The sequence below is a fragment of the Flavobacterium ardleyense genome, assembly GCF_042686085.1.
GTDB classification, from domain to species: Bacteria; Bacteroidota; Bacteroidia; order Flavobacteriales; family Flavobacteriaceae; genus Flavobacterium; species Flavobacterium ardleyense.
In genome coordinates, this window is record NZ_JBHUOL010000021.1 from 49,175 (window position 1) to 72,145 (window position 22,971).

Here is a 22,971-nt window from a genome sequence, read left to right on the forward strand (position 1 = left end):
TTACTTTTATAATTTGTGGTCTTCTAAATAATGATAAAATTTATCAAATATTATTTTAAACCAAACCGTATATAATTCAGGATGTTGACGCATGTCCTCTTTGATGTCTTCAATGGTCATCCACTTCCAACTTTCCACTTCTTCTGGATTAATAATTGGTGTTTCATTAGAATAACCAATCATCACGTGATCCAGTTCGTGTTCAGTTAAACCGTTATCAAAAGGCGCTTTGTAAATAAAATGAAACAATTCTTTCAGTTCTACCACAAAACCCATTTCTTCAGATAATCTACGTTTACCTGCTTCGATATTAGTTTCGCCTGCGCGCTGATGACTGCAACAGGTATTAGTCCATAATAAAGGAGAATGATATTTGTGATGCGCTCTTTGTTGCAACATTACTTCGTTTTTATCATTCAAAACAAACACTGAAAAGGCACGATGCAAGACCGCTTTTTCATGTGCTTCCATTTTGTTCATTACGCCTATTGGTTCATCATGTTCGTTAACCAGAATTACTTGTTCTTCTTTCATATCTTTTTATATACTTGTCAAAAATACGAAAAAAGAAAGGATAAAGAAACTGTTTTAGCGTTTGTGAAAAGTTTAACTTATGTTGAATTTAGGCTAAACCACCTAAAAAAAGGATTCTAAAAAGTAAATGACCAATTTGAAACAACTAAGCAAAATTTAAACTATCTTTGCATTATAGATATTGATAATATTATACTCGTGCAATACTTTGAATCAAAGTACTTTATAAATTTTTAATTTAAGACACAAGTAGGATGTACCTTTATACTTTAAAACAAATATTAATTTTAATTACGTTTATATTTAATGGCTAGACCGCAAGAAACTTTTAACAAAAAAGAACAAGAAAAACTTAGAGCTAAGAAGAAAAAAGAGAAACTAGAAAAAAAGGAAGCTAGAAAAGCAAATCCTAAATTATCTGGTGAAGACATCTATGTGTATGTAGATGAAAATGGTCATTTGACTAATACACCACCAGATCCATCTAAAAAGATTATTGTTGACGTAGACAGCATTGAAATCAATGTATCTAGAAGAACAGAATCAGATGAAGCTCCAGTAGAAAGAAGAGGAACTATTGACTTTTTCAACGACTCTAAAGGTTTCGGTTTTATTAAGGAAGTGGAAACGGGCGAAAAATACTTTGTACACATCAGTGGTTTAATTGATGATGTAAAAGAAGGAAATTTAGTTACCTATGACTTAGAAAGAGGTGCTAAAGGAATGAATGCCGTGAACGTTAAGAAAATATAAACTCACAACATATCTTATTAAATCGCAGTTTTTTTAAGCTGCGATTTTTTTTATTACATTATTTCGGAAAATACAACCATGAACAAACCCCTTATTGTTTCCCTTTTATATTTTTTTATAGTTCAAAATGCAACTGCACAAGACTTTAAAAAAGACACTTTAGACATTATTAAAAAAACATATACGCAAAACTGGGAATTAGACACCCTGCATAAAAAAGGAACTTTTAGGTTGGTTTCTTACAAACCTATATATGTTACCGCAGGAAGAGTTACGAGTAAAGCAAATGAACGACCAACTAGTGAAAATCCCGATTACGAAGTACCGGAAGGGGAAGACTTTAATCCGATTGAAGCTAAATTTCAATTGAGTTTTAAAGTAAAGGTTTTGCAAGGAATTTTAAGAGGAAAAGGTGATGTTTGGGTAGGTTATACTCAAAAAGCACACTGGCAAGTGTACAATAAAAAAACATCCAGAGCTTTTAGAGAAATCAATTACGAACCTGAAATCATCTTAAGATACCCCGTGAAATTAAGAGTATTTGGTGGTGAATTCAAATCGGTTGGAATGGCAATGAATCACCAATCCAATGGTCGTGATGTGCCTTTATCTAGAAGTTGGAACCGAATTATATTTCACGTAGGTTATCAAATCGATGATTGGATTATCACTTTAAATCCGTGGATTAGAAGTGCTGACGACGACGATGAAAATCCTAATATTACGAAGTATGTTGGAAATGGTGAAGTAAATATCAATTACAGCTACAATCGTAGTGAGTTCTATGCAATTGCCACACATCCTTTTAATCAATTTGAAGGCGGAAGTATACAATTAAATTATGTCTTCCCAATAAAAGGACACTTAAGAGGTCACGTTCAGTTTTTTAGCGGTTATGGCGAAACAATGATCGATTACAATCACCAGCAAACCACTATAGGATTAGGCGTTTCTTTTGCCAACTGGTAATTTACTTATTTAAAATTTCTGCAATTTTGATAGCACATTTTTCACCGTCTATAGCTGCTGAAATAATTCCACCTGCATAACCTGCGCCTTCCGCGCACGGATATAAACCTTTTATCTGTACATGTTCCAAAGAAAAGTCGTCTCTAGGAATTCTAACCGGAGACGAAGTTCTGCTTTCTGGCGCATGCAAAATAGCTTCGTTTGTTAAATACCCGCGCATTGATTTTCCAAATTGCGTAAAACCTTCACGCATAATCTGCGCAATAAATCCTGGAAAAACTTCTCCCATTTCTATAGGAGTAGTTCCTGGAACATAAGATGTTTTCGGAATACTCTGAGACACTTTACTTTGTGTAAAATCAATCATTCTTTGTGCTGGCGCTTTCTGAGTTTCTCCCGCAAGATGCCATGCTTTTTGTTCAATGCTTTTCTGAAATTCCATTCCGGCTAACGGCCCAAATTTTTCAAAAGGCTTAAAATCTTCCATTTTTAATTCTACCACAATTCCGGAATTTCCGGTCGGCTGGTCTCTTTTAGAAGGCGACCATCCGTTTGTTACCACTTCGCCCGGACTTGTAGCGCAAGGTGCAATTACACCTCCTGGGCACATACAAAATGAATACATTCCACGACCGTTTACTTGTTTCACAATGGAATATGGAGCTGGAGGTAAAAACTCTCCTCTATAATCGCACGAATATTGAATTTGGTCAATTAATTCTTGTGGATGCTCAGCACGAACTCCTAATGCAAATGATTTTGCTTCAATATGCACGCCTTTTCTATGCAACAATTCATAAATATCTCGAGCAGAATGGCCGGTTGCTAAAATAACTTTACTTGCTGAAATCACATCGCCGTTTCTGAGTACAACACCTTGCATTTCATTATTCTTAATGACGAAATCCGTAACGCGCGTTTCAAACATCACTACACCGCCACAAGAAATAATTTTCTCGCGCATGTCTTGCATAATTTGTGGTAATTTATTGGTTCCAATATGCGGATGCGCTTCTACCATAATATCTGGAGTAGCCCCAAAACCAACAAAAATTTCTAAAATCCGATCTACATCACCTCGTTTCTTAGAACGGGTATATAATTTCCCATCAGAATATGTCCCTGCTCCGCCCTCACCAAAACAGTAATTTGAATCTTCATCCACGATTCCGTCAACGTTAATCGCTTTTAAATCACGACGACGCCCACGCACATCTTTACCTCGTTCGATAAGAATTGGTTTTAGACCCAACTCTATTAATTGCAAAGCAGCAAATAATCCCGCAGGCCCTGCTCCTACTATAATTACTTCTTGTTTGGTAGCCACATTTGGATAATCAGGCAATTCAACACTAGTTGGCGTATAAAGTTCGCCTACTAAAAAAATATTCGCTTTAATATTAAACTTAATTGCTTTTTGACGCGCATCAATTGAGCGTTTCAAAACGACTACTTTTTGAATTTCTTTCGGACTTACCTGAATTAATTTTGCAACATGTTGTGCTAGCAAACTTTCGTTAGCAGCTACTTCGGGTGATACTTGAAATTGAAATTCGCGAGGCATAGTTTATATTTAAAATGAAACGATTTGCAAAAGTAAACAATTGAATCTATTTTTTCTCTTCAAATGCACGCAATGCAAAAGAAGCCAGCCAATGTTCGCCTTCATAATTTCCGTCAACGATTGAAGGTAATGAAAATGCGAAATGCTTATCGGCAATTGGTTTTAAATGTGAAAAAAGTTTTGGATATTGATTAGTCAAGTGATACAGATTCCAAGCTCTACTAAAATTCAAACCATCCAAATGCACTAAATGACCATCCGTTCGATCTGAAACACGAGCTACTTCCAAAGCAAACTTTGTAGAGAATAACTGAGGAGCAAACTTTTTAAGCCAAACTATATAATCTTTTTCACGCAAAATACGTTGCATCAAACCTAATTCATCCATGCACGGCGAAAGAAAATCTGTACCGCTTGGCTCCCAATTAAAAGGACAGTTGGTGTCGTTATAAAAAAGTCTAATTGCCGTTTCACGAATGACTTTCTGCAAATCTTCATTTTTAGAAAAAATAGCATAATCCCAAGCATTAGATAATCCGAAAGCCGTGTTAGCATGTGTTCCTACACGAATTGGATACAATAACTTTGGTAAAAAATCAGCATATCTATCAATAATCAGTTTGGTCAAAGGCTTTAAGTTGGATGCCAAAACTGGAGCAAACTCTTCGTTACTTTTTTCTAATTCTAGTTGCAGTTTTAAAAGCCAATTCCAACCATAAGTCCGTTCGAAAGCTTTTTCATGTGGCTTTAGAAAGTAAACCATTTCTTGCTCAATATTTTCCTTTGACAAGTTTTCGTTTAGCTTTTGAATGATTAGATCCCTGTTTTCTAAATCTGGAAAATGATTCAGCAAATAAACTAAACTCCAATGTCCGTGAACGGAAGAATGCCAATCAAAACAACCATAAAAAGTGGGATGTAACGCTTTTGGCGCTTGCAAATCAGAACCATCAAGCAACAATTGATTCAGTTTATTGGGATATTCTTGTTGCAAACATTTCAAAGGAAGTGATGCCAAATGATTAACTTGTGGCAAGCTAAGTTCTTGAGAAAAAGCAACACAACTCATTATTAGAAAAGTAAAAATAAATTTCATATTGATTTTAGTTTTTTCAAATGTACTAAAAACATACCTTTGAATATTAGTAAGAAAAAAGGAATTATGCGTAAAATAAAATTAATTTGGGATTTCAGAGGCGAAGCTGCAGCTAAAACAGCTGAACATCATGATGTGCATCTGAACGAATATTTAGAGGAAGAGAAAATCACTTTAGAAAAAACTGGTTTTGAAATCATAAACGACATGCACGCAATCGCTTTTATTGTAGTAGAAGAAAAAGATATGATTAAGTATCGTGATATTTTAAAACCACATCGCGGAGAAGTTTTTTAGAACTAAGACGCTCCGAAACAGCCCAACATCGAAGAATAAAAAAGAAAATTGGATCTACTTTTTATAACTTAACTTGTGAGATTTTATATAATTTAGACAAAGAAGATTAGCATCAAAATTATAAAAATCAATAACAATGTAGTAAATAGATATTTTAGTTTGTTACTGCTAAAATGCCGCCAAATCAATTCTAAGCTCATCGCAATAAGCCATAAAAAAGCGATTACACCGCTATAAACAACAAAACCGAACATTGGTCCCATAGTGTGGCGGTGCTCATCTCCATCACATCTTGCATGAGGATCGTAATTGAAAACCACTAAGAAATACAAACCTACTATAGGTATAATTAAAAAAGACAGCCTAATTAATACTTGAATATAAACCGGCTGTCTTTTCTTTACAAGTGTCATATTGATGAATTTTACTAATTTAGACCTGGAAGGCTAGTAATTACTTAATAAAACAATTTATTATAAATTAATATTTAAAAAATGCAAAGTCGGTGAACTTTGCATTTTTTATATTTTATAAATTGTATTGATTTAATTCGCCACTTCACTAATAAACTTAATTCGCATTAAGCGTAATTCCTCTGTATCGAAATCACCATCAAATTCTTTTAAAGCCGCTTCTATTTTATCCGATTGCGACTCCATAAAGTAATCATGAATTTCTCCTTGTTGATCTTCGTCAAGAATATCATCAACCCAATATTTAATGTTTAATTTGGTTCCTGAATAAACGATTTGCTCCATTTCTTTCAACAAATCATCCATTGACAAGCCTTTCGCTTTCGCGATATCATCCAAAGCCAATTTTCTATCTACGTTTTGAATAATATACAATTTCAAACCTGAGTTAGCTCCAGTGGACTTCACCACTAAATCATCTGGCCGCATGATATCGTTTTCCTCTACATAACGAACGATTAAATCTATAAAAGGCTTACCATATTTTTTTGCTTTTCCTTCTCCTACACCATGAACATTGCCTAATTCTTCAATAGAAATAGGATATTTCAACGCCATATCTTCTAAAGATGGATCTTGAAAAATTACGAAGGGAGGAACACCTAATTTTTTCGCTTCTTTTTTACGTAATTCTTTTAGCATTACCATTAAAGCTTCGTCTGCAGTTCCTGAAGATTTTGCAGCCGTTACAATTGCCTCATCACCTTCTTCGTTATATTCGTGATCTTCCGACATCATGAAAGAGGACGGATTTGTAATAAATGCTTCTCCTTTTTTTGAAAGTTTTAAAACGCCATACGTTTCAATATCTTTTGTCATTAAGCCATCGACTAAAGCCTGACGCGTCAATGCCATCCAATATTTTTCGTCAAAACCAGCACCACTACCAAAATAAGGCTGGGTATCAATTTTTTGTGCTTTGATAATAGCATTTACCTTACCCACTAAAGCCAAAATAACTTCTTTAGATTTAAATAATTGCTTGGTTCCTTTTACTACTTTCAGTAAAGCAACTACTTGGTCTTGTGCTTCTACTTTTGTTTTTGGATTGCGAATATTATCGTCCATATCCGCACCATCACCCGTTACATCATCAAATTCCTCACCGAAATAATGCAATAAAAACTTACGTCGAGACATCGAAGTTTCAGCATAAGCTACTACTTCTTGCAATAATGCGAATCCAATTTCTTGTTCGGCAATCGGTTTTCCCGAAAGGAATTTTTCTAATTTTTCAATATCTTTATACGAATAGTAGGCTAAACAATGACCTTCGCCACCATCTCGACCAGCACGACCCGTTTCTTGGTAATAACTTTCTAATGATTTTGGAATATCGTGATGGATTACAAAACGAACATCTGGTTTGTCGATTCCCATTCCGAAGGCAATAGTAGCCACAACGACTTCTACATCTTCCATCAAAAACATATCTTGATGTCTGGCTCGGGTTTTTGCATCTAGACCTGCGTGATAAGGAACAGCACTAACTCCATTTACTTGTAAAACGTGTGCAATTTCTTCCACTTTTTTACGACTTAGACAGTAAATTACACCTGATTTCCCTTTATGTTGTTTGATAAATCGAATAATATCCGATTGAATATTTTTTGTTTTCGTACGTACTTCGTAATATAAATTAGGGCGATTGAATGATGCCTTAAACGTATTCGCATTTGGCATGTCCAAATTCTTCAGAATATCTTCTTGTACTTTTGGAGTTGCTGTTGCTGTTAAACCAATCATCGGCACATCACCTAATTGACGAACTATATTGCGCAAATTTCGATATTCAGGTCTAAAATCATGACCCCATTCAGAAATACAATGCGCTTCATCAATTGCTACAAATGAAATAGGCACTTCATTTAGAAATTGCAAATATTCTTCCTTGGTTAAAGACTCGGGAGCTACATACAAAAGCTTAGTAATTCCGGAGGTAATATCTTTTTTTACTTGATTTACCTCAGTTTTATTTAACGAAGAATTTAATACGTGAGCGATCCCATATTCAGAGCTCAAGCTTCTAATAGCGTCAACTTGATTTTTCATCAACGCAATAAGCGGCGAAACCACGATAGCAGTACCACCTAAAACCAAGGCTGGCAACTGATAACACAATGATTTTCCACCTCCAGTAGGCATAATAACGAATGTATTGTTACCCGTAATTATACTTTTAACTACTTGTTCTTGAAGTCCTTTAAATTGGTCAAAGCCAAAATATTTTTTTAATTCTTTATGTAAATCAATTTCGTGTGGATTCATTCTGTATTAATATGATTTTACCTAAATTTGCAATTATAAAGATACAATTTTCTTTTACACATACAAATTTTTTAATTATTCTATTTTGAGCACAACTGAAACAATTTTAGCCACCGCAAAAAGAACACTTTTATCAGAAAGTAAGAGCATTGAAAATCTAGTAAATTACTTAGATGAAGATTTTGCCAAAAGTGTAACCGCGATATATAACACCAAAGGAAGATTAGTAGTAACTGGAATTGGGAAAAGTGCTATAATTGCACAGAAGATTGTAGCTACCTTAAATTCCACAGGAACTCCTTCAATGTTTCTGCATGCTGCAGAAGCGGTTCATGGTGATCTAGGAATGGTGCAACCAGAAGATATTATTATTTGTATTTCAAAAAGCGGTAATAGTCCAGAAATTAAAGTTCTGGCTCCCTTGTTAAAACGTTTTGGAAACATCCTAATCGGTATGACCGCTGATAAAAATTCATTTTTAGGAAAAGAATCGCATCACATCTTGCACGCTTATGTAGAAGGGGAATCTTGTCCAAATAATTTGGCACCTACAAATAGTACAACTGCTCAATTAGTACTTGGTGACGCTGTTGCAGTATGTTTGATGGAACTAAGAAACTTCAAGACGGAAGACTTTGCCATTTATCATCCTGGAGGCGCTTTGGGTAAAAAATTATTGCTTCGTGTTAAAGATATGCTGGATACTACTCATAAACCAATTGTTGCTCCAGATGCATCGATCAAAAAGGTGATTATGGAAATTTCCGAAAAACGCTTGGGAGTTACGGCAGTTATCGAAAATAACATAGTTATTGGAATAGTTACAGATGGTGATATTAGAAGAATGTTGAACGATCGCGATACATTCTCTGATTTAACAGCAAAAGACATTATGACTAAAAACCCAAAAAATATTAATTCGAATATCTTAGTCGCTGAAGCTTTAAGCGTTTTGGAAAATAATTCAATTACCCAATTGGTGGTAATTGACAATGACGAATACAAAGGGATTTTACATTTACACGATATTTTAAAAGAAGGAATTGTATAATGACAAAAAAGAAAAGCAAAGGTGAGATGTCATTTTTAGAACATCTCGAAGAATTACGCTGGCTGTTAATACGAAGTATCTCTGTTATTTTACTATTAGCAGGAGTTGCTTTTTTCTTTAGCGATTTTATTTATAATGAAATTTTATTTGGGCCAAAGAACCCTGATTTCATTACGTATAAGTTCTTTTGCCAAGTAACGCAATATTTCAATTTTGAAGACCAGGCGATTTGCAATGCCGAAATGCCTTTCAAAATTCAAAACACAAACATGAGCGGTCAAGTTACCTTCATGATTTGGACTTGTGTTACAGCAGGATTTATAGTAGGATTCCCGTTTGTATTGTGGCAAATTTGGAACTTTATTAGTCCGGCTTTGTATACAAACGAAAAGAAAAACGCAGCCGCATTTATCATCGTTTCATCGCTACTATTCTTTACGGGAGTTTTGTTTGGCTACTATGTAATTGTGCCGCTGTCCGTTTATTTCTTCGGAACATTCTCGGTAAGTAAAGATATTATCAATGAATTCAACTTAGAAAGCTATACCGGAATGATCAAAACAGCAGTAATTGCTTGTGGCTTGATTTTCGAATTACCTATTATCATTTATTTCTTATCGAAAATTGGATTAGTAACACCTCTTTTCTTGAGAAAATATCGCAAATACGCTTTGGTTATTGTGTTGATTGTTGCTGCAATCATTACTCCTCCGGATGTGGTGAGCCAAATTATCGTAACGATCCCGATTATGATTTTATATGAAATCAGTATCTTTATCAGTGCTTATGTTGTAAAAAATAACGAAAAATTAAATAAATAAAATGGCAGATTTAGTAAAAGAATTCAACGACTACCGTTCTAAAATGAACGATAAATTATTAGCGGATAACAACAAAGTAATCAAAAGAATCTTCAATGTAGATACGAATGCTTACATGGAAGGCGCATTAGATGTAAAAACAAAAGAACTATTAGGTTTAGTAGCTTCAGCTGTTTTACGTTGTGACGATTGCATCAAATATCATTTAGAAACTGCTCATAAAATAGGCGTTACTAAAGAAGAAATGATGGAATCAATGGGAATTGCGACTTTAGTTGGTGGAACAATTGTAATTCCACATTTAAGAAGAGCGTACGAATTCTGGGAAGCGCTAGAGGAAAGTGTTCAGTAGTCAGTGGTTAATAAAATGAAATAGTATAATTTTTATTTAATAAATATTTTTAAATATGAAGAGATTTAGTTTGTTGGTGCTAACTTGTTTCATCTTTTTTAGTTGCCAAAAACAGTCAGACAATCAGCTAGAGATTGCTACTGTGGCAACTTATACTGATGACATCAAAGCAAATATAGCACCAACAAACGCTATAAATTTTGACACATTAACCAAAACAATTCATATTTATGTGGCGCTTTGCGATAATAAATATCAAGGTATCGTTCCTGTTCCTGCAAAAATAGGTAACGGACAAGATGCTCCAAATAATTTATATTGGGGTTGTGGTTATGGGATAAGTACCTATTTCAAAAAAAGTGCCGATTGGAAGTTGATTAAAACGCAAAAAATCGATTCACTAATCATAGAGCGCTTGATTTTTAAGCATAAAACAAAGAATTATTATTTAGTAGCTGACGCTTATAATGGTCAGTATATAAAAGAATGTACTCAAGATTTTCTCAGAAGTAGTGCCGGAAATAAAAAAGAAGTTTTACATATTGAAGATAAAAACATTGGCATTGGAGGCAATTCGGATCTAGTCGCTTATATTGGTCACGATGGTCTAATGGATTTTGAATTGACAGAAACTTTTAAAAACACCGACAACAAAACAAGAGATGTGATCATTCTTGCTTGTTATAGTAAGTCGTACTTCAAACCTCATTTAGTCGATGCTAATGTAAATCCTCTAGTTTGGACAACTGGTTTAATGTGTCCAGAAGCTTATACTATCCATGATGCTATAAGCGGCTATATCCAAAACGAGTCGAACGAGAAAATACAAAATAGAGCAGCATTGGCCTATTCAAAATATCAAAAATGCTCTTTAAAAGCAGCTAAAAACTTACTAGTAACGGGCTGGTAGAAATAAAATATTGTTAATTTGTTGAACTCTTTAAACGTTTATTTGTTTATTTGTAAACGAATGCTTTTAAACCTATAATCATAATATGAAACTTAGAGCAGAAAATCTAGTTAAAACTTACAAAAAAAGAAGCGTAGTTAAAGGCATTTCGGTAGAAGTGAATCAGGGAGAAATCGTTGGTTTATTAGGTCCGAATGGTGCTGGAAAAACGACTTCATTCTATATGATTGTAGGCTTGGTAAAGCCTAATAGTGGAAATATCTATTTAGACGATATGGATATTACAGATTTTCCGATGTACAAACGTGCACAAAACGGAATTGGCTATTTAGCGCAAGAAGCTTCGGTATTTAGAAAATTAAGCATTGAAGATAATATTTTAAGTGTTTTGCAATTGACTACGCTTTCAAAAGCAGAACAAGTTGCAAAAATGGAAGAGTTAATTCACGAATTTTCTTTGGAACATATTCGTACCAGTCGTGGGGATTTACTTTCTGGAGGAGAACGTCGTCGTACTGAAATTGCTCGTGCTTTAGCGACCGATCCAAAGTTTATTTTATTGGATGAGCCTTTTGCAGGAGTTGACCCGGTTGCGGTAGAAGATATTCAGCGAATTGTAGCCCAATTAAAAAATAAAAACATCGGAATTTTAATTACCGACCACAACGTACAAGAAACTTTAGCGATTACCGATAAAACCTATTTGATGTTTGAAGGAGGAATTCTAAAAGCCGGAAAGCCTGAAGAATTAGTAGAAGATGAAATGGTGCGAAGAGTTTATTTAGGTCAGAACTTCGAATTGCGAAAAACGAAGATTGATTTCAATGCACCGAAAGCAGAATTGGAACAGTAAATTTTATAGATGCAACGAGTTCAGCATTACAAAAGCGTCATGTTATACTTAAAAGAAACGCTGTCAAGCTAAAAATTTGATGGCGTTTTTTTTATAGAACATTAACCAATAGTGATACTATACGAAAATTCAGGAGTGGTTTCGACATTTTTAGAGATGCTGAAACGAGTTCAGCATGACAAATAAATCAATTATTTAAACATAGAAAGTTAAGTAATAGTGATAATGTCCGGAAATCTAGGATTCGTTTCGGTACATTTATAGTTGCTGAAACGAGTTCAGCATGACAAAGCAATCTTATTGAAATTTTAAACTATCAAAGCATTTTTGTTGAAACTACTGAATACATTTCAACAGTAACCTATTTTTGCTACCATTAAAAATATTTACATCTACCATTCCTTCTATTCCTCTTATTTGGGCTTTTTCTGTGAATTGCCAAAAAAGCCAATCGGGTTCTAAATCATTGCGCCAAAAGTTATAATTGGCAATCCATAGCGGATATTCCTTAAACTCTTTTTTCAGGAAGTCGGTGTAATAACTTTCACCTGAATAAATGATAGGTTTTACTTTATAATGCGCTTCAACAATTTGCAACCATCTTCGTAAGCCTACTTTTAAGCTATCAATTGATTGTGTTTTGGGTAATTGTTCAATGTCTAAAACGGGTGGTAAATCGCCTTTCTCCAGCTTTACATGTTTGATAAAGTTTGCCGCTTGCGCGATGGAATTCTCGTTGGGACGATAATAGTGATAAGCTCCACAAATTAGTTGGCGTTCGTGTGCTCCTTTCCAATTTTCTTTAAATCTTCGATCTAACTTATTAATTCCGGCTGTGGCACGAACGAAAACAAAGGATAATTCAAAAGATTCATCAATACTATAGGTTTCTTCCCAATTGATGGTGCTTTGGTATTCCGAAACATCGAAACCAAATGCTTTTTCATCATGCCGATGAAGCACTTCGTAGATTCGAATATCAGCTAATTTTCGTTCTTCGGCAGATAATTCTACTACATTACTATCGGTTTTAAAACCTAAATAATAGAGCATACCATCGCGAAATTTAAAGATACCAATCCCAATGACAAAAAAAAGAAATAAGGAGAGTATCAACCAAAAAGTCTTTCCTGAAAAACTCGATTTACTTTTCTTAACAGGACGTTTTCTTTTTACAGGGCGTGCCATTATTTTTTAATCAAAAACGCATTATTGATTACCGATAAAATCACATAGAATAAAATGATAAACGGTAAGGCTGTAAATGATAAAAGCGCTAACATTACAATTGACACGGCTAAAAAGAACATTTGCAGTTTATTGTTTGCCCAACTGAAGTCCTTGACTTTTAAAGAAAATAACGGAATTTCAGCATTTAACATATAGGCGCTCAACATAGCAATTCCTAATAAAACAAACGGATTATTTAGCACCATCATCAGCCATTCGTAAGTTCCAGCGTATTCAATCATTGGAATACTCATGATAAACAAGGCGTTAGCAGGCGTTGGCAAACCTATAAAAGAATCGGTCTGACGGGTATCAATGTTAAACTTTGCCAAGCGATAGGCAGAAGCCAAGGTAACTATAAATCCTAAATAGGGTACAAACCCCATATACCAACTTTCTTCCGTTAAAAAATACGGAGAAGAACTGTCCATTTGTAGGTTTTCAAACAACTTGAACAACATCAAACCTGGCACAACACCACTTGTCACCATATCTGCCATGGAATCCAATTGCAATCCTAATTCACCTGAAACATTAAATTTTCTGGCAAAAAATCCGTCCCAAAAGTCGAAAAAGATACCCAAACAAACGAAAATAAAAGCTTCGTCATAATATCCTTTAAAAATGGCAATAACGGCCAATAAACCACTGGAAAGATTAAGTAATGTAATAGTGTTTGGAATGTATTTTTTAATTTGCATATAAATTATGATTAGAAATGCCTTCAAAAAGCGCTTAAATAATTTACAGCAAATGTAATACAATAAGTTAATACTTTTAGAGTTTACTAATTGAGAAATTTATTTCATCTTTGTAAAAAAATCAGCGTTGAAAAAAACAGTTATCCTATTTTTAGTTTGTTTTTCAAGTCTAAACTACGCACAAACCGTTCGAAAGTATTCGAATGAATTCATGAATATTGGTGTTGATGCTGCTGCTTTGGGCATGTCTAACGCTGTTGTTTCGCATTCAGGCGATGTGAATTCGGGTTATTGGAATCCGGCGGGTTTATTGAAGTTAGGAGACAAACAGTTTGCGTTAATGCATGCGAATTATTTTGCAAACATTGCGCAATACGATTATGCTGGTTTTGCAATGCCAATAGACGACCGAAGTGCTGTTGGAATTTCGTTAATTCGCTTTGGAGTTGATGATATTTTAAATACTACACAATTAATCGACAGTCAAGGAAACATCGACTACAATCGCATCTCTTTATTCTCTACAGCTGATTACGGATTAACCGTTTCTTATGCCAGAAGTTTACCTATTGAAGGCTTAAATTATGGTGTGAATGCAAAAGTAATCCGAAGAGTTATTGGTGATTTTGCTAATTCATGGGGTTTTGGATTCGATTTAGGGATTCAATATATTAGCGATGAAGAAGATTGGAAATTTGGATTAATGGTGCGCGATATTACAACTACTTATAATACGTGGACCATCGACAAGAAAAAATACCAACAAATTGCAGATGCGATTCCTGGACAAAATCAAGAATTACCCGAAACAAGCGAAATTACATTACCAAAAGCCCAACTAGGCATGTCGAAAAAATGGATTATTCGATACGATTACAGTTTGTTAGCAGCCGGGAATTTAAACATGCAATTTGCGCGAACTAACGATATTATTTCAACAAATACAGTAAGTATTGATCCTGCTTTAGGTTTAGAATTTGGGTATGTAGATTTGGTATACTTGCGAGGTGGTGTAGGAAACTTTCAACAAATTACCCAAATTGACGACTCTAAAAAACTTAGTTTCCAACCTAATATTGGTATTGGGTTCAAATACAAAGGTATCCAAATTGATTACGCATTAACCGATTTGGGCGATCAAAGCGCTGCTTTATATTCCAACATATTTTCTTTAAAAGTAGATTGGGAGTTGTTTAGATAATTACAATTAAGAGTTTCATTCAGATTTATTTAATAACTTTGTCAAGCTAAACTCGTTTCAGCTTCTATTTCAACTTGAATAAATCACCTGATGATAAAAAAACTACTTGCCACTTTATTCATTTTAACGTCATTTTTTAGTTTCGCCCAAAGCCTAACCCTATCAAACGAGGCAAAAGTTAGTATTTTAACTTGTGGCACCGGACCAGAATCTTATGCAATGTACGGACATACTGGCATTAGGATTCAAGACGTAAGCAATGACGTTGATGTGGTTTATAATTATGGCGCCTTTGATTTTAGCACGCCTAACTTTATTGGAAAGTTCGTAAAAGGAGACTTGCAATATTTTGTAACGAACGGTTCTTTTGCTGCTTTTCAGTACAACTACCAAGTGGAAAATAGAGAAATAATTGAACAAGAATTGTGGTTAAACCCAAAGCAAATCAACCAGCTATTTCAACAACTAAACACTTCGGTTTACAGCGAAGACCGCTATTACACCTATAAGTTTATCGATCGCAATTGCACTACTATGGTAGCTGATAAAATCAACACTACGCTTGGAGCTGAATATATTAAAGCTGCAGCAATTGACCAATCTTATCGTGAAATCTTATATCCCTATATGACAGATTTCTATATGAAATTGGGAATTCAGTTGATTTTTGGCGCTAAAGTAGACCAACCTGCAACCCGATTGTTTTTACCTTATGAATTCAAAAGAGCAATTACCGCTACTCAAGTAAACGGGCAACCATTAGAACAATCAAACAAAACCATTCTAGAAGCAAAGAAAACAGAATTACCTTTTAATCTGCTGAACTCTATTTACTCACTAATGGGCGCATTAATACTATTGGTGGTTCTGAACAAAAAATGGTTGAAAATTACCTATCTTATAATTGTTGGTCTGTTTGGAATTTTCTTCTCTTTAGTCGGATTCTATTCGCTTCATGAAGAAATTATGTGGAATTACAACGTTTTACTTTTCAACCCATTATTGCTAGTTTTCGCTTGGTATTATGTCAAAGAAAATAAAGATAAAATCATACTTTGGGGGAAAATTTGCATCGCAATGCTATTCGTGTATTTAGCCTATATGCTGAACAAAATTCACTTGGAAATCGTTTGGCCTTTCATGGTTTTAAATGCCTACTGGATTGGTAAATTAGTTGTAGAAAACAGGTTTAAGAGGTGATTATTTTAATACGTAAGTTCAATCTCTAAGAAAAGAGCAACACAGTTTTAAGAAATTTTAAAAATAAAAAGAAATTGCTTTCGCGTTTTTTCTGTTACAACACCGAAGTGGAGTTATTTACTTTTCAACACTTTACACCTAGTCTTCGCTTGGTATTATGCCAAAGAAAATAAAGATGAAATCATACTTTGGGGGAAAATTTGTATTGAAATGCTATTCGTCTATTTAGCCTATATGCTGAACAAAATCCACTTGGAAATTGTGTGGCCTTTTATTGTTTTGAATGGCTTCTGGTTAGGAAGATTAGTTTTGGAAAACAAGAAAAAAATAAGAGCAACTTAAAACATATAAGTCAGATAAGTTTTAAAAGAAGAGCAAATTCAAAATTACAAAACTTATTCACACCCTAGTGATGGCAATAATTAACTTGAAAACAACAAAAACCGGAGTCAAATTTATGAGATTCTTACAGGATGACAAGATTGTGGGTGATTTTTATTAAGAAACCTCATCGGAATCTACTTCAACTGAACACTGAAAACTGAACACTACTACTGACCACTGATCACTCCTACTGTCCTCTATAGAACAAAACCGTACTCATTGTTTTCAACACTATATTAATATCTAAAAACAAACTGCGGTGTTTGATGTAATACAGATCGTATCGAAGTTTCATCAAGCTATCTTCTAGGTTACTTCCGTAGGAATAATTCACTTGTGCCCAACCGGTTAGTCCGGGCTTGATTACGTGTCGTGTTTGGTATAGCGGGACATTTGCAGCAATTTCGTTTACAAATACTGGTCGTTCTGGTCTTGGACCTATTATTGCCATGTCGCCTTTTAAGACATTAATAAATTGTGGTAATTCATCAATACGCGTTTTTCTTAAAAACTTACCGAAAGGTGTAATTCTAATATCATCTGTAACTGCAAAAACAGCACCGTCTTTTTCAGCATCTTTCACCATTGTTCTGAGCTTGTAAATGATAAAAGGGAATCCGTTTTTACCCACGCGCTCTTGTGCATAAAAAAAGGAGCCTTTGTTTGCGAACAGGTTTATAAACCAAATAAATGGGACTAACGCTATGAAAATAAATAAACCGATAATCGAAAAAACAACATCCATTAAACGGCTATAATACCCATATAATTTATTTTGATTGCTTCTGCTGAAAGGAAAAAATTTATATAATTCTTTACTTTCAAAATCTATAGGTAGTCTGTATGTATTGTTTTCATATACTTCTTTGTATTGTCTTATCACTACGCCACGCTCTAAATGATGTAATAATTCAGTATATAAGGCTACCGAATTATGCTTGTCTTTGATTTGTGTCACCACAATTTCCGATACATAATTCTTGTGAATAAATTCTTCAAGTTGGGTTTCATCCACTAAATCGATTTGAGTTTCTTCCGGATCTTCATCAATTGCAATATAACCGACCACTACGTAGTGCGGATTTACGGAAAACAATTCCGTCACTAAGGCATCGATCTCTTTACTACTTGCAATAAACAGCACTTTCTTCACGAACCGATTAGAGGCTAAAAAGATGATATAGAAGTTGCGCCAAATCAATAATGCTATTAAAATTGCAAAGAAAAACAATATAATTTGCAAACGATTTGAGGGTAAAACTGGTGTAAAAACAGGTGTTAACAAATAAAACAAAGTCGTTAGCGCTGTTGTTAAGACAATACTCTTTGTGACTTGGAAGCGATTACTTGCCACCTGCAAATTGTACATTTCGAAGATGGTGCCAAAAAAATTAAGATAAAGCGCTAGTACAATTGTCCAATAGTAATTAGTAGAAGAAAATTCAAAATAATTAAACTGGAAGAAATGCCCGATTAATACTAAAATTACAATTACAAATGCCACATCCATGCCTCGTAAAAGAATTTTACGTTCGGATATTTCAAAATGAATTCTTTTAGATTTTCGCATGCTTTAGGTTAAGATTGTATGCAAAGTACGTAATAAAAGTAAGATTTTTACGAAAAAAGTCGGTTTTCTATTTCAATAAATTACGCCATTGGTGTTTTATTATTTTCCAATCTAGCAGCTCCATTTTTTTTCTGGCTTTCTTGACCATAACCCTATTAGCTGTTGGATTCGTGATCAACTTTATGATTTTATCCACCATTTCTGTTGCCTGATTATCACCTACGAGAAACCCATCTAACTCATCTTGAATTAAGTAAGGGATTCCACCAACATTTGTACTCACTACTGGCACTCCCAAAGCCATAGCTTCCATAACACTAACTGGTGCGTTGTCAAAATGGGTGGTATTGATAAAAATGTTATGTTCCGTAGCCAGTTTTAACCACGCTTCTTTGGGAAGTTGGCCTGTAAAATTAATAGTGACACCTTTAGATTGCGCATACTCTTTAGTAGTCTGTAAACTACCATCCTTCTCTGGACCCACCATTGTCAAACTTGCATTTGGATATTTTTGCTTTAAACTTAGCAACACATCTACTGCCATTTTAGGATTATAAATTGCCGCGAAGGCTCTTACCCAAAGCAATTTAGGTTCAAAAGAAATCCGTTCTAGAAATGCGTATTCCTTTATCGAAATCGCATTGGCTATCGGCACTATATTGCTATAGCCAAATGCTTCAAATGCATTTTGTAAATACGCTGAAGGTGCAACATTTTTATAGGCGTTCTGAAAGATCAAACGACTTAAATAGGGATTGTTTTTTAATCGTTGGGGTAAATTACCGCCGTGCAAAATAGGAATGTATTTCAGTTTTAAGAGTCTTGCTACTTGACTGGAAAATAAGGCGTACCAAAAAGCTTTGGTACTGTAGGTATCAATAAGAACGTAATCAACTTTATTGCGGTATAAAAACACTGCTTTCACCATATCCATCAGGCGGAAAAAAAACATCTTTTTATCTGAACTATAATAAACCACATAGTCTTCCTGCTCTAGTGCTGGGCCTAAAGTTTCTATGGTAGTTTTGTTATAACCGTGTTTAGCTAGTTTGTTCCCTAGATACAGGATTTTGATTTTCATCTGTAAAAGATACTTTTAATAGTGATAGTGCGTATACAAAAGCTGGCGCTGCTAATCGCATGGCGGCATGATTGATCGTTAAGAGCCAGAATATTAGAAACGCAAGAACAAAGATATTCTGTTTATTATTGAGGTACAGTATCATGGGCGTAAAAAGCAATATGAGTAAAGCAAACAATCCAAACAGCCCATGTTCAGCCAACATCCTCGTGATTTCATTATGAGAGGCTGCATTAACACCTGTAGTTTCTAAACGGTATTCCTTATTTTTCCCTACACCCACTCCAAAAATGGGATTATCTAAAAACATATTTATCTCCGATTCAATTAACACCTCTCTTCCCGTCAATTGACTTGCCTTCACTCTTCCTCTTGCATCTTCATTAGCGTAACGTTTATCAATCAGTCCTCCTGTTTGGACAGAACTATAGGTCCAAACACCAATCAATGCAAAAACCCCCATAAAAACGACGATACTTATTTTTGATTTGGCATACGATTTTGTGTAAAACAACAATAGTAATACTACTACAATAATCATAACAAAACCAGTCAGCACTCCACCTCTTGAAAAAGTGACGATACTTCTAAACGTAACGACCAAGAAAAAAACAGCATTAATCCATAAGATTTTATTGTTTTTTGATTGCAGTACAATTTTAATAAAAAACAAAAAAATACCCAGTCCTAATATTGTAGCTACTTGGTTCGGTCCAAAACCTCCTGAAGTTTCAAAATTTGATTCGGTACTAGTTACAACATCTCTTATGCTAGGCGTGTAGGCAAACATATACACCAAAGTAGCCATTAAAGGATAGGCTAACATATCGATTATATTCAACACTTGTTTGAAGGTGACCTTTCTTTGATAGCAATAAATAGCAGAAACCATCAAAGTTATTGGGCCAACTATATTAAAAGTAACTGCTTTACGGATATCGGTTTCAAAGTTTAAAGTATAGAAGGATAGCACAGCACTAGGCAACAACAAAAATCCAAAAATCACATAAATCCAAGAATTCTTGGAAGTACCACGGTAGATCATTCCCAACAGCAGAATCGCCATCACCATATACTTGGCATACTGCTCAAAGAAATTACCTTCAGTCATGCGCAAAAATACTTCTGCGCCCACTACGTAAGCAGCAACATATAACGCTTCATTATTATGGTTTTTTGTACGTACTACATATCTAAAACCCACCAACACAATAAGAATGGCGTATAGCTTAGCGAGGAAAGGCAAAACGAAAACAGCCCCACCTATTCCGATATGAATAAGGATCCATTTTATATAGAGTGAAGTTGCATTATCTTTCATAGATCCATTTAAGATATTTATTTAATACTGGTTGTTCCGCATAAACATTACAGCTCTCTTCGAATAATTTTTGACCATGACTACTCCTTACAGTAGGATTATTAATTAGGTATATTAATGCTTTTAAAAAACTTATCGCATCATTACTTTTTACTAAAACACCACTTTCATCTGAATTAATCACAGTTGAAACTTCACCCACATCAGTGCAAACAACGGAAAGATTCCCTCTACCATATTCTAGCAAAGCTACTGGTAGTCCTTCAGAAATTGAAGTTAAAACGCCTATAGAAGATTGACTAATAATACTTGAAATATCATTTTTAGAACCGTATAAAAAAACAGTATCGTGTAAGTTTTTAGCCGATATCATTGCCTTAATTTCTTTCGAATAACTATCATCAAAGTCTTTGCCTACTAAATGAAATGTCCAATCAGGGTGTATTTTAAACAATTCTTCTGCAACTTCAATTAATAACTGATGGTTTTTTTGCGGTCTTAAATTGGCCAAACAAAGGATTCTTTTACCGTCTATTCCTTTTAATTTTGTCTTACTGACGACCTCCTCATTTTCTTGAGTGGTAAAATTTGGCAAATAAATTAAGTTTTTACAATACAAGTTTTGTTTAGCCCAGTTTTCAAGATTTCTATTTACAGAAATGATTCCGAAAAGAAATAAGGAAATGAATTTTAAAATCTTATTTTTTCTTATTTGTAGCAATTCACTATTGCCATAATGATCATGCCAAATAATCTGAATTCTTGGCAGTAGAATCTTAATTAGAAATGCAAAAAAAACGGAAGTACTATGAGCGTGTACAATATCGACTTTATTTTGCACCAAATATTTTCTAAATTTAAACAATGCACTAAAATCAATCGTTTTCTTTCTTTTTAAAAACAAATAAGTACCTTGGTTATTAATTTTAAATTTTAAATCCCCTTCTACTCTAGTTGCAACCAATCCTGAGAAAGAAACTAAATTCCCTAATCCATTGGCATAACTTACAGCCATACGTTCTGCACCGCCAGGTTCAAGACTGTCGATTAATTGTACAATTCGCGTAGGTTGTTTGGTTGTCAAATCATATCCTGTTTAAGTGGTAAAAATAGGCAAAAGGATTAGTTGGTACAATAGTTATTTTTCGTGGTTTGTGAGGAAGTGGTTTGTGGTTAGTGGTTAGTTGAAGTGGTGGTAATTGTTGTACTACACTCCTAGAAGTTTTTTCAATTCCTCTTCAAACAAATCGGTGGTGTAGTGTTGGGACCACTGTTGAGCGGCTTTGCTTTTTAGTTGGTAGTCTGTTGGATTACCTATTAGCTCTTCTAAAGCATTGGTGTCTTTTTGAATTTCTTCGGTTAATAATAATCCTCGTTTTCCAGCATCGAGCATGTAGGGCACACAAGAAACAGGCGTTACTACGGGAACACATCCCCAAAACATAGCTTCTGCTACTGATTTAGGCCAACCCTCACTTTTTGAAGGCAAAATAAGAAAATGACTTTTTTGATAAGCTTCTTTTATATTTTCTTTGGTTTGATTGCCTTTTAATGTAACTATATCCGTTAGCTCGTGTGTTTTAATGTAAGCTTCAATTTCATTTCTCAAAATCCCTTCGCCATAAACATCCAAAGAAACTTTTTTACCTAATTTACTCAGTTTTTCTACTAGTTGAATAGCATATATTGGTTGCTTTCCTTTAGACAATGTTCCAACAAAGAGACATTTAATTTCATCTTTAAGTTCGGGTTTCTTACTTCTAAATTCTAAATCCTTACTTTCCTGCTGGCTGTAAGTGGCGGTGAAAAAAGGTTTGATGTTCTTGGTTTGATTGGGCCATTCGCCATAAACTAAAGCTTGCATGTTCTTAGTCAAAAATGTATTGCTTACAATCCATTTTTGCAAGCGATAGCTCCAAGGTTGAATGCTTTTCGGATCCCAATTTCCGGCATATTTAGCAGTCTTTTTCTTTTTAGGAAACGCAATTTGCACTAAAGTGCCCAATAAACTCATATTACCGGGGCAACGCAAATGGATGTGATCTGCTTGTGCCATTGCTTTGTAAATACGAAAGGTATTTATAAATACGAAGGGTATGGCTTTGATTATACTACTAGCATAAGTAGTATCAAAATCTTCTAATACGATAGGGTTCAAAGTTGGGAAAGAAACGGGTGCGATCAACAAACTTTTATCCGCTGTCCAAACAGGGCAACAGAATTGAATAGCGTCGGAATGTTTGGCCCATAATTGCATTTCCTTTTCATACGGACTGTATAAGAAATACTTCTCATTTTTTAAAATCAGAGGCGCTGCAGAAACTACTACTAATTTATTCATA

At 34.5% G+C, this 22,971-nt stretch carries 22 protein-coding genes; 10 read left to right on the plus strand and 12 right to left on the minus strand.

What is annotated here, in order from left to right:
• Nucleotides 1–6 precede the first annotated feature (6 nt).
• The gene (idi, locus tag ACFSX9_RS13390; protein ID WP_379808516.1) at nucleotides 7–534 is read right to left on the minus strand and encodes an isopentenyl-diphosphate Delta-isomerase; all 528 of its coding nucleotides are present in this window, start codon (nucleotides 532–534) and stop codon (nucleotides 7–9) included.
• 306 nt (nucleotides 535–840) lie between these two features.
• Here idi and ACFSX9_RS13395 point away from each other — a divergent pair, with 306 nt between their 5' ends.
• Nucleotides 841–1,287, plus strand: coding sequence for a cold-shock protein (locus ACFSX9_RS13395; protein ID WP_379808518.1), 447 nt, complete (start codon nucleotides 841–843; stop codon nucleotides 1,285–1,287).
• 78 nt (nucleotides 1,288–1,365) lie between these two features.
• On the plus strand, nucleotides 1,366–2,256 hold the full coding sequence (locus ACFSX9_RS13400) for a phospholipase A (protein WP_379808520.1): 891 nt from the start codon (nucleotides 1,366–1,368) through the stop codon (nucleotides 2,254–2,256).
• Between the two features lies 1 nt (nucleotide 2,257).
• Here the strand turns inward: ACFSX9_RS13400 and ACFSX9_RS13405 are convergent, their stop codons facing one another.
• Together ACFSX9_RS13405 and ACFSX9_RS13410 are read right to left on the minus strand one after the other, a co-directional pair.
• Complete coding sequence (locus ACFSX9_RS13405) at nucleotides 2,258–3,820, minus strand: NAD(P)/FAD-dependent oxidoreductase (RefSeq protein WP_379808522.1); 1,563 nt, start codon at nucleotides 3,818–3,820, stop codon at nucleotides 2,258–2,260.
• Nucleotides 3,821–3,866: 46 nt separating this feature from the next.
• Nucleotides 3,867–4,916 (minus strand): DUF2891 domain-containing protein, encoded by a 1,050-nt coding sequence (locus tag ACFSX9_RS13410; protein WP_379808524.1) that lies wholly within the window; start codon nucleotides 4,914–4,916, stop codon nucleotides 3,867–3,869.
• Nucleotides 4,917–4,979: 63 nt separating this feature from the next.
• On the opposite strand from ACFSX9_RS13410, the gene ACFSX9_RS13415 reads away from it, so the two are divergent.
• On the plus strand, nucleotides 4,980–5,213 hold the full coding sequence (locus ACFSX9_RS13415; protein ID WP_379808696.1) for a hypothetical protein: 234 nt from the start codon (nucleotides 4,980–4,982) through the stop codon (nucleotides 5,211–5,213).
• A gap of 92 nt (nucleotides 5,214–5,305) precedes the next feature.
• Here ACFSX9_RS13415 and ACFSX9_RS13420 read toward each other — a convergent pair whose 3' ends face one another.
• Nucleotides 5,306–5,626, minus strand: a complete 321-nt coding sequence (locus tag ACFSX9_RS13420; RefSeq protein WP_379808526.1) for a hypothetical protein — start codon at nucleotides 5,624–5,626, stop codon at nucleotides 5,306–5,308.
• 132 nt (nucleotides 5,627–5,758) lie between these two features.
• Complete coding sequence (gene recQ, locus ACFSX9_RS13425) at nucleotides 5,759–7,954, minus strand: DNA helicase RecQ (RefSeq protein ID WP_379808528.1); 2,196 nt, start codon at nucleotides 7,952–7,954, stop codon at nucleotides 5,759–5,761.
• Nucleotides 7,955–8,039: 85 nt separating this feature from the next.
• Between recQ and ACFSX9_RS13430 the strand changes: the two genes are divergently transcribed.
• The 5 genes from ACFSX9_RS13430 to lptB all read left to right on the plus strand — a co-directional run bounded on the left by ACFSX9_RS13430 (nucleotide 8,040) and on the right by lptB (nucleotide 11,941).
• Nucleotides 8,040–9,005: a KpsF/GutQ family sugar-phosphate isomerase gene (locus ACFSX9_RS13430; RefSeq protein WP_379808530.1), complete on the plus strand. Its 966-nt coding sequence runs from the start codon at nucleotides 8,040–8,042 to the stop codon at nucleotides 9,003–9,005.
• Entirely contained in the window at nucleotides 9,005–9,826 is an 822-nt protein-coding gene (gene tatC / locus ACFSX9_RS13435) for a twin-arginine translocase subunit TatC (RefSeq protein WP_379808532.1), read from the plus strand. The genes ACFSX9_RS13430 and tatC overlap by 1 nt, the downstream gene beginning before the upstream one ends.
• A gap of 1 nt (nucleotide 9,827) precedes the next feature.
• Nucleotides 9,828–10,178: a carboxymuconolactone decarboxylase family protein gene (locus ACFSX9_RS13440; protein WP_379808534.1), complete on the plus strand. Its 351-nt coding sequence runs from the start codon at nucleotides 9,828–9,830 to the stop codon at nucleotides 10,176–10,178.
• Between the two features lie 55 nt (nucleotides 10,179–10,233).
• Nucleotides 10,234–11,088 carry a hypothetical protein gene (locus ACFSX9_RS13445; RefSeq protein ID WP_379808536.1) on the plus strand — a complete coding sequence of 285 codons (855 nt, stop codon included), beginning with the start codon at nucleotides 10,234–10,236 and terminating at the stop codon, nucleotides 11,086–11,088.
• A gap of 85 nt (nucleotides 11,089–11,173) precedes the next feature.
• Nucleotides 11,174–11,941: an LPS export ABC transporter ATP-binding protein gene (lptB, locus tag ACFSX9_RS13450; protein ID WP_379808538.1), complete on the plus strand. Its 768-nt coding sequence runs from the start codon at nucleotides 11,174–11,176 to the stop codon at nucleotides 11,939–11,941.
• A 336-nt stretch (nucleotides 11,942–12,277) separates the two neighbouring features.
• On the opposite strand, the gene ACFSX9_RS13455 is transcribed toward lptB, so the two are convergent.
• Nucleotides 12,278–13,129 (minus strand): glycoside hydrolase family 25 protein, encoded by an 852-nt coding sequence (locus ACFSX9_RS13455; protein WP_379808540.1) that lies wholly within the window; start codon nucleotides 13,127–13,129, stop codon nucleotides 12,278–12,280.
• Nucleotides 13,129–13,872 (minus strand): CDP-alcohol phosphatidyltransferase family protein, encoded by a 744-nt coding sequence (locus tag ACFSX9_RS13460; RefSeq protein WP_379808542.1) that lies wholly within the window; start codon nucleotides 13,870–13,872, stop codon nucleotides 13,129–13,131. The genes ACFSX9_RS13455 and ACFSX9_RS13460 overlap by 1 nt, the downstream gene beginning before the upstream one ends.
• A gap of 127 nt (nucleotides 13,873–13,999) precedes the next feature.
• Here ACFSX9_RS13460 and ACFSX9_RS13465 point away from each other — a divergent pair, with 127 nt between their 5' ends.
• Together ACFSX9_RS13465 and ACFSX9_RS13470 are read left to right on the plus strand one after the other, a co-directional pair.
• Nucleotides 14,000–15,073 carry a putative type IX sorting system protein PorV2 gene (locus ACFSX9_RS13465; protein WP_452124588.1) on the plus strand — a complete coding sequence of 358 codons (1,074 nt, stop codon included), beginning with the start codon at nucleotides 14,000–14,002 and terminating at the stop codon, nucleotides 15,071–15,073.
• 90 nt (nucleotides 15,074–15,163) lie between these two features.
• Nucleotides 15,164–16,273, plus strand: coding sequence for a lipoprotein N-acyltransferase Lnb domain-containing protein (locus ACFSX9_RS13470; protein ID WP_379808544.1), 1,110 nt, complete (start codon nucleotides 15,164–15,166; stop codon nucleotides 16,271–16,273).
• A 571-nt stretch (nucleotides 16,274–16,844) separates the two neighbouring features.
• Here ACFSX9_RS13470 and ACFSX9_RS13475 read toward each other — a convergent pair.
• The 5 genes from ACFSX9_RS13475 to ACFSX9_RS13495 form a co-directional block, all read right to left on the minus strand.
• Complete coding sequence (locus ACFSX9_RS13475; RefSeq protein WP_379808546.1) at nucleotides 16,845–18,227, minus strand: exopolysaccharide biosynthesis polyprenyl glycosylphosphotransferase; 1,383 nt, start codon at nucleotides 18,225–18,227, stop codon at nucleotides 16,845–16,847.
• 67 nt (nucleotides 18,228–18,294) lie between these two features.
• Complete coding sequence (locus tag ACFSX9_RS13480; protein ID WP_379808548.1) at nucleotides 18,295–19,308, minus strand: glycosyltransferase family 4 protein; 1,014 nt, start codon at nucleotides 19,306–19,308, stop codon at nucleotides 18,295–18,297.
• Nucleotides 19,268–20,629: an O-antigen ligase family protein gene (locus tag ACFSX9_RS13485; protein WP_379808550.1), complete on the minus strand. Its 1,362-nt coding sequence runs from the start codon at nucleotides 20,627–20,629 to the stop codon at nucleotides 19,268–19,270. Before ACFSX9_RS13485 ends, ACFSX9_RS13480 begins: the two co-directional genes overlap by 41 nt.
• Nucleotides 20,619–21,713, minus strand: a complete 1,095-nt coding sequence (locus tag ACFSX9_RS13490) for a glycosyltransferase (RefSeq protein ID WP_379808552.1) — start codon at nucleotides 21,711–21,713, stop codon at nucleotides 20,619–20,621. Before ACFSX9_RS13490 ends, ACFSX9_RS13485 begins: the two co-directional genes overlap by 11 nt.
• A gap of 123 nt (nucleotides 21,714–21,836) precedes the next feature.
• Nucleotides 21,837–22,970, minus strand: coding sequence for a glycosyltransferase family 4 protein (locus ACFSX9_RS13495; protein WP_379808554.1), 1,134 nt, complete (start codon nucleotides 22,968–22,970; stop codon nucleotides 21,837–21,839).
• Nucleotide 22,971 lies beyond the last annotated feature (1 nt).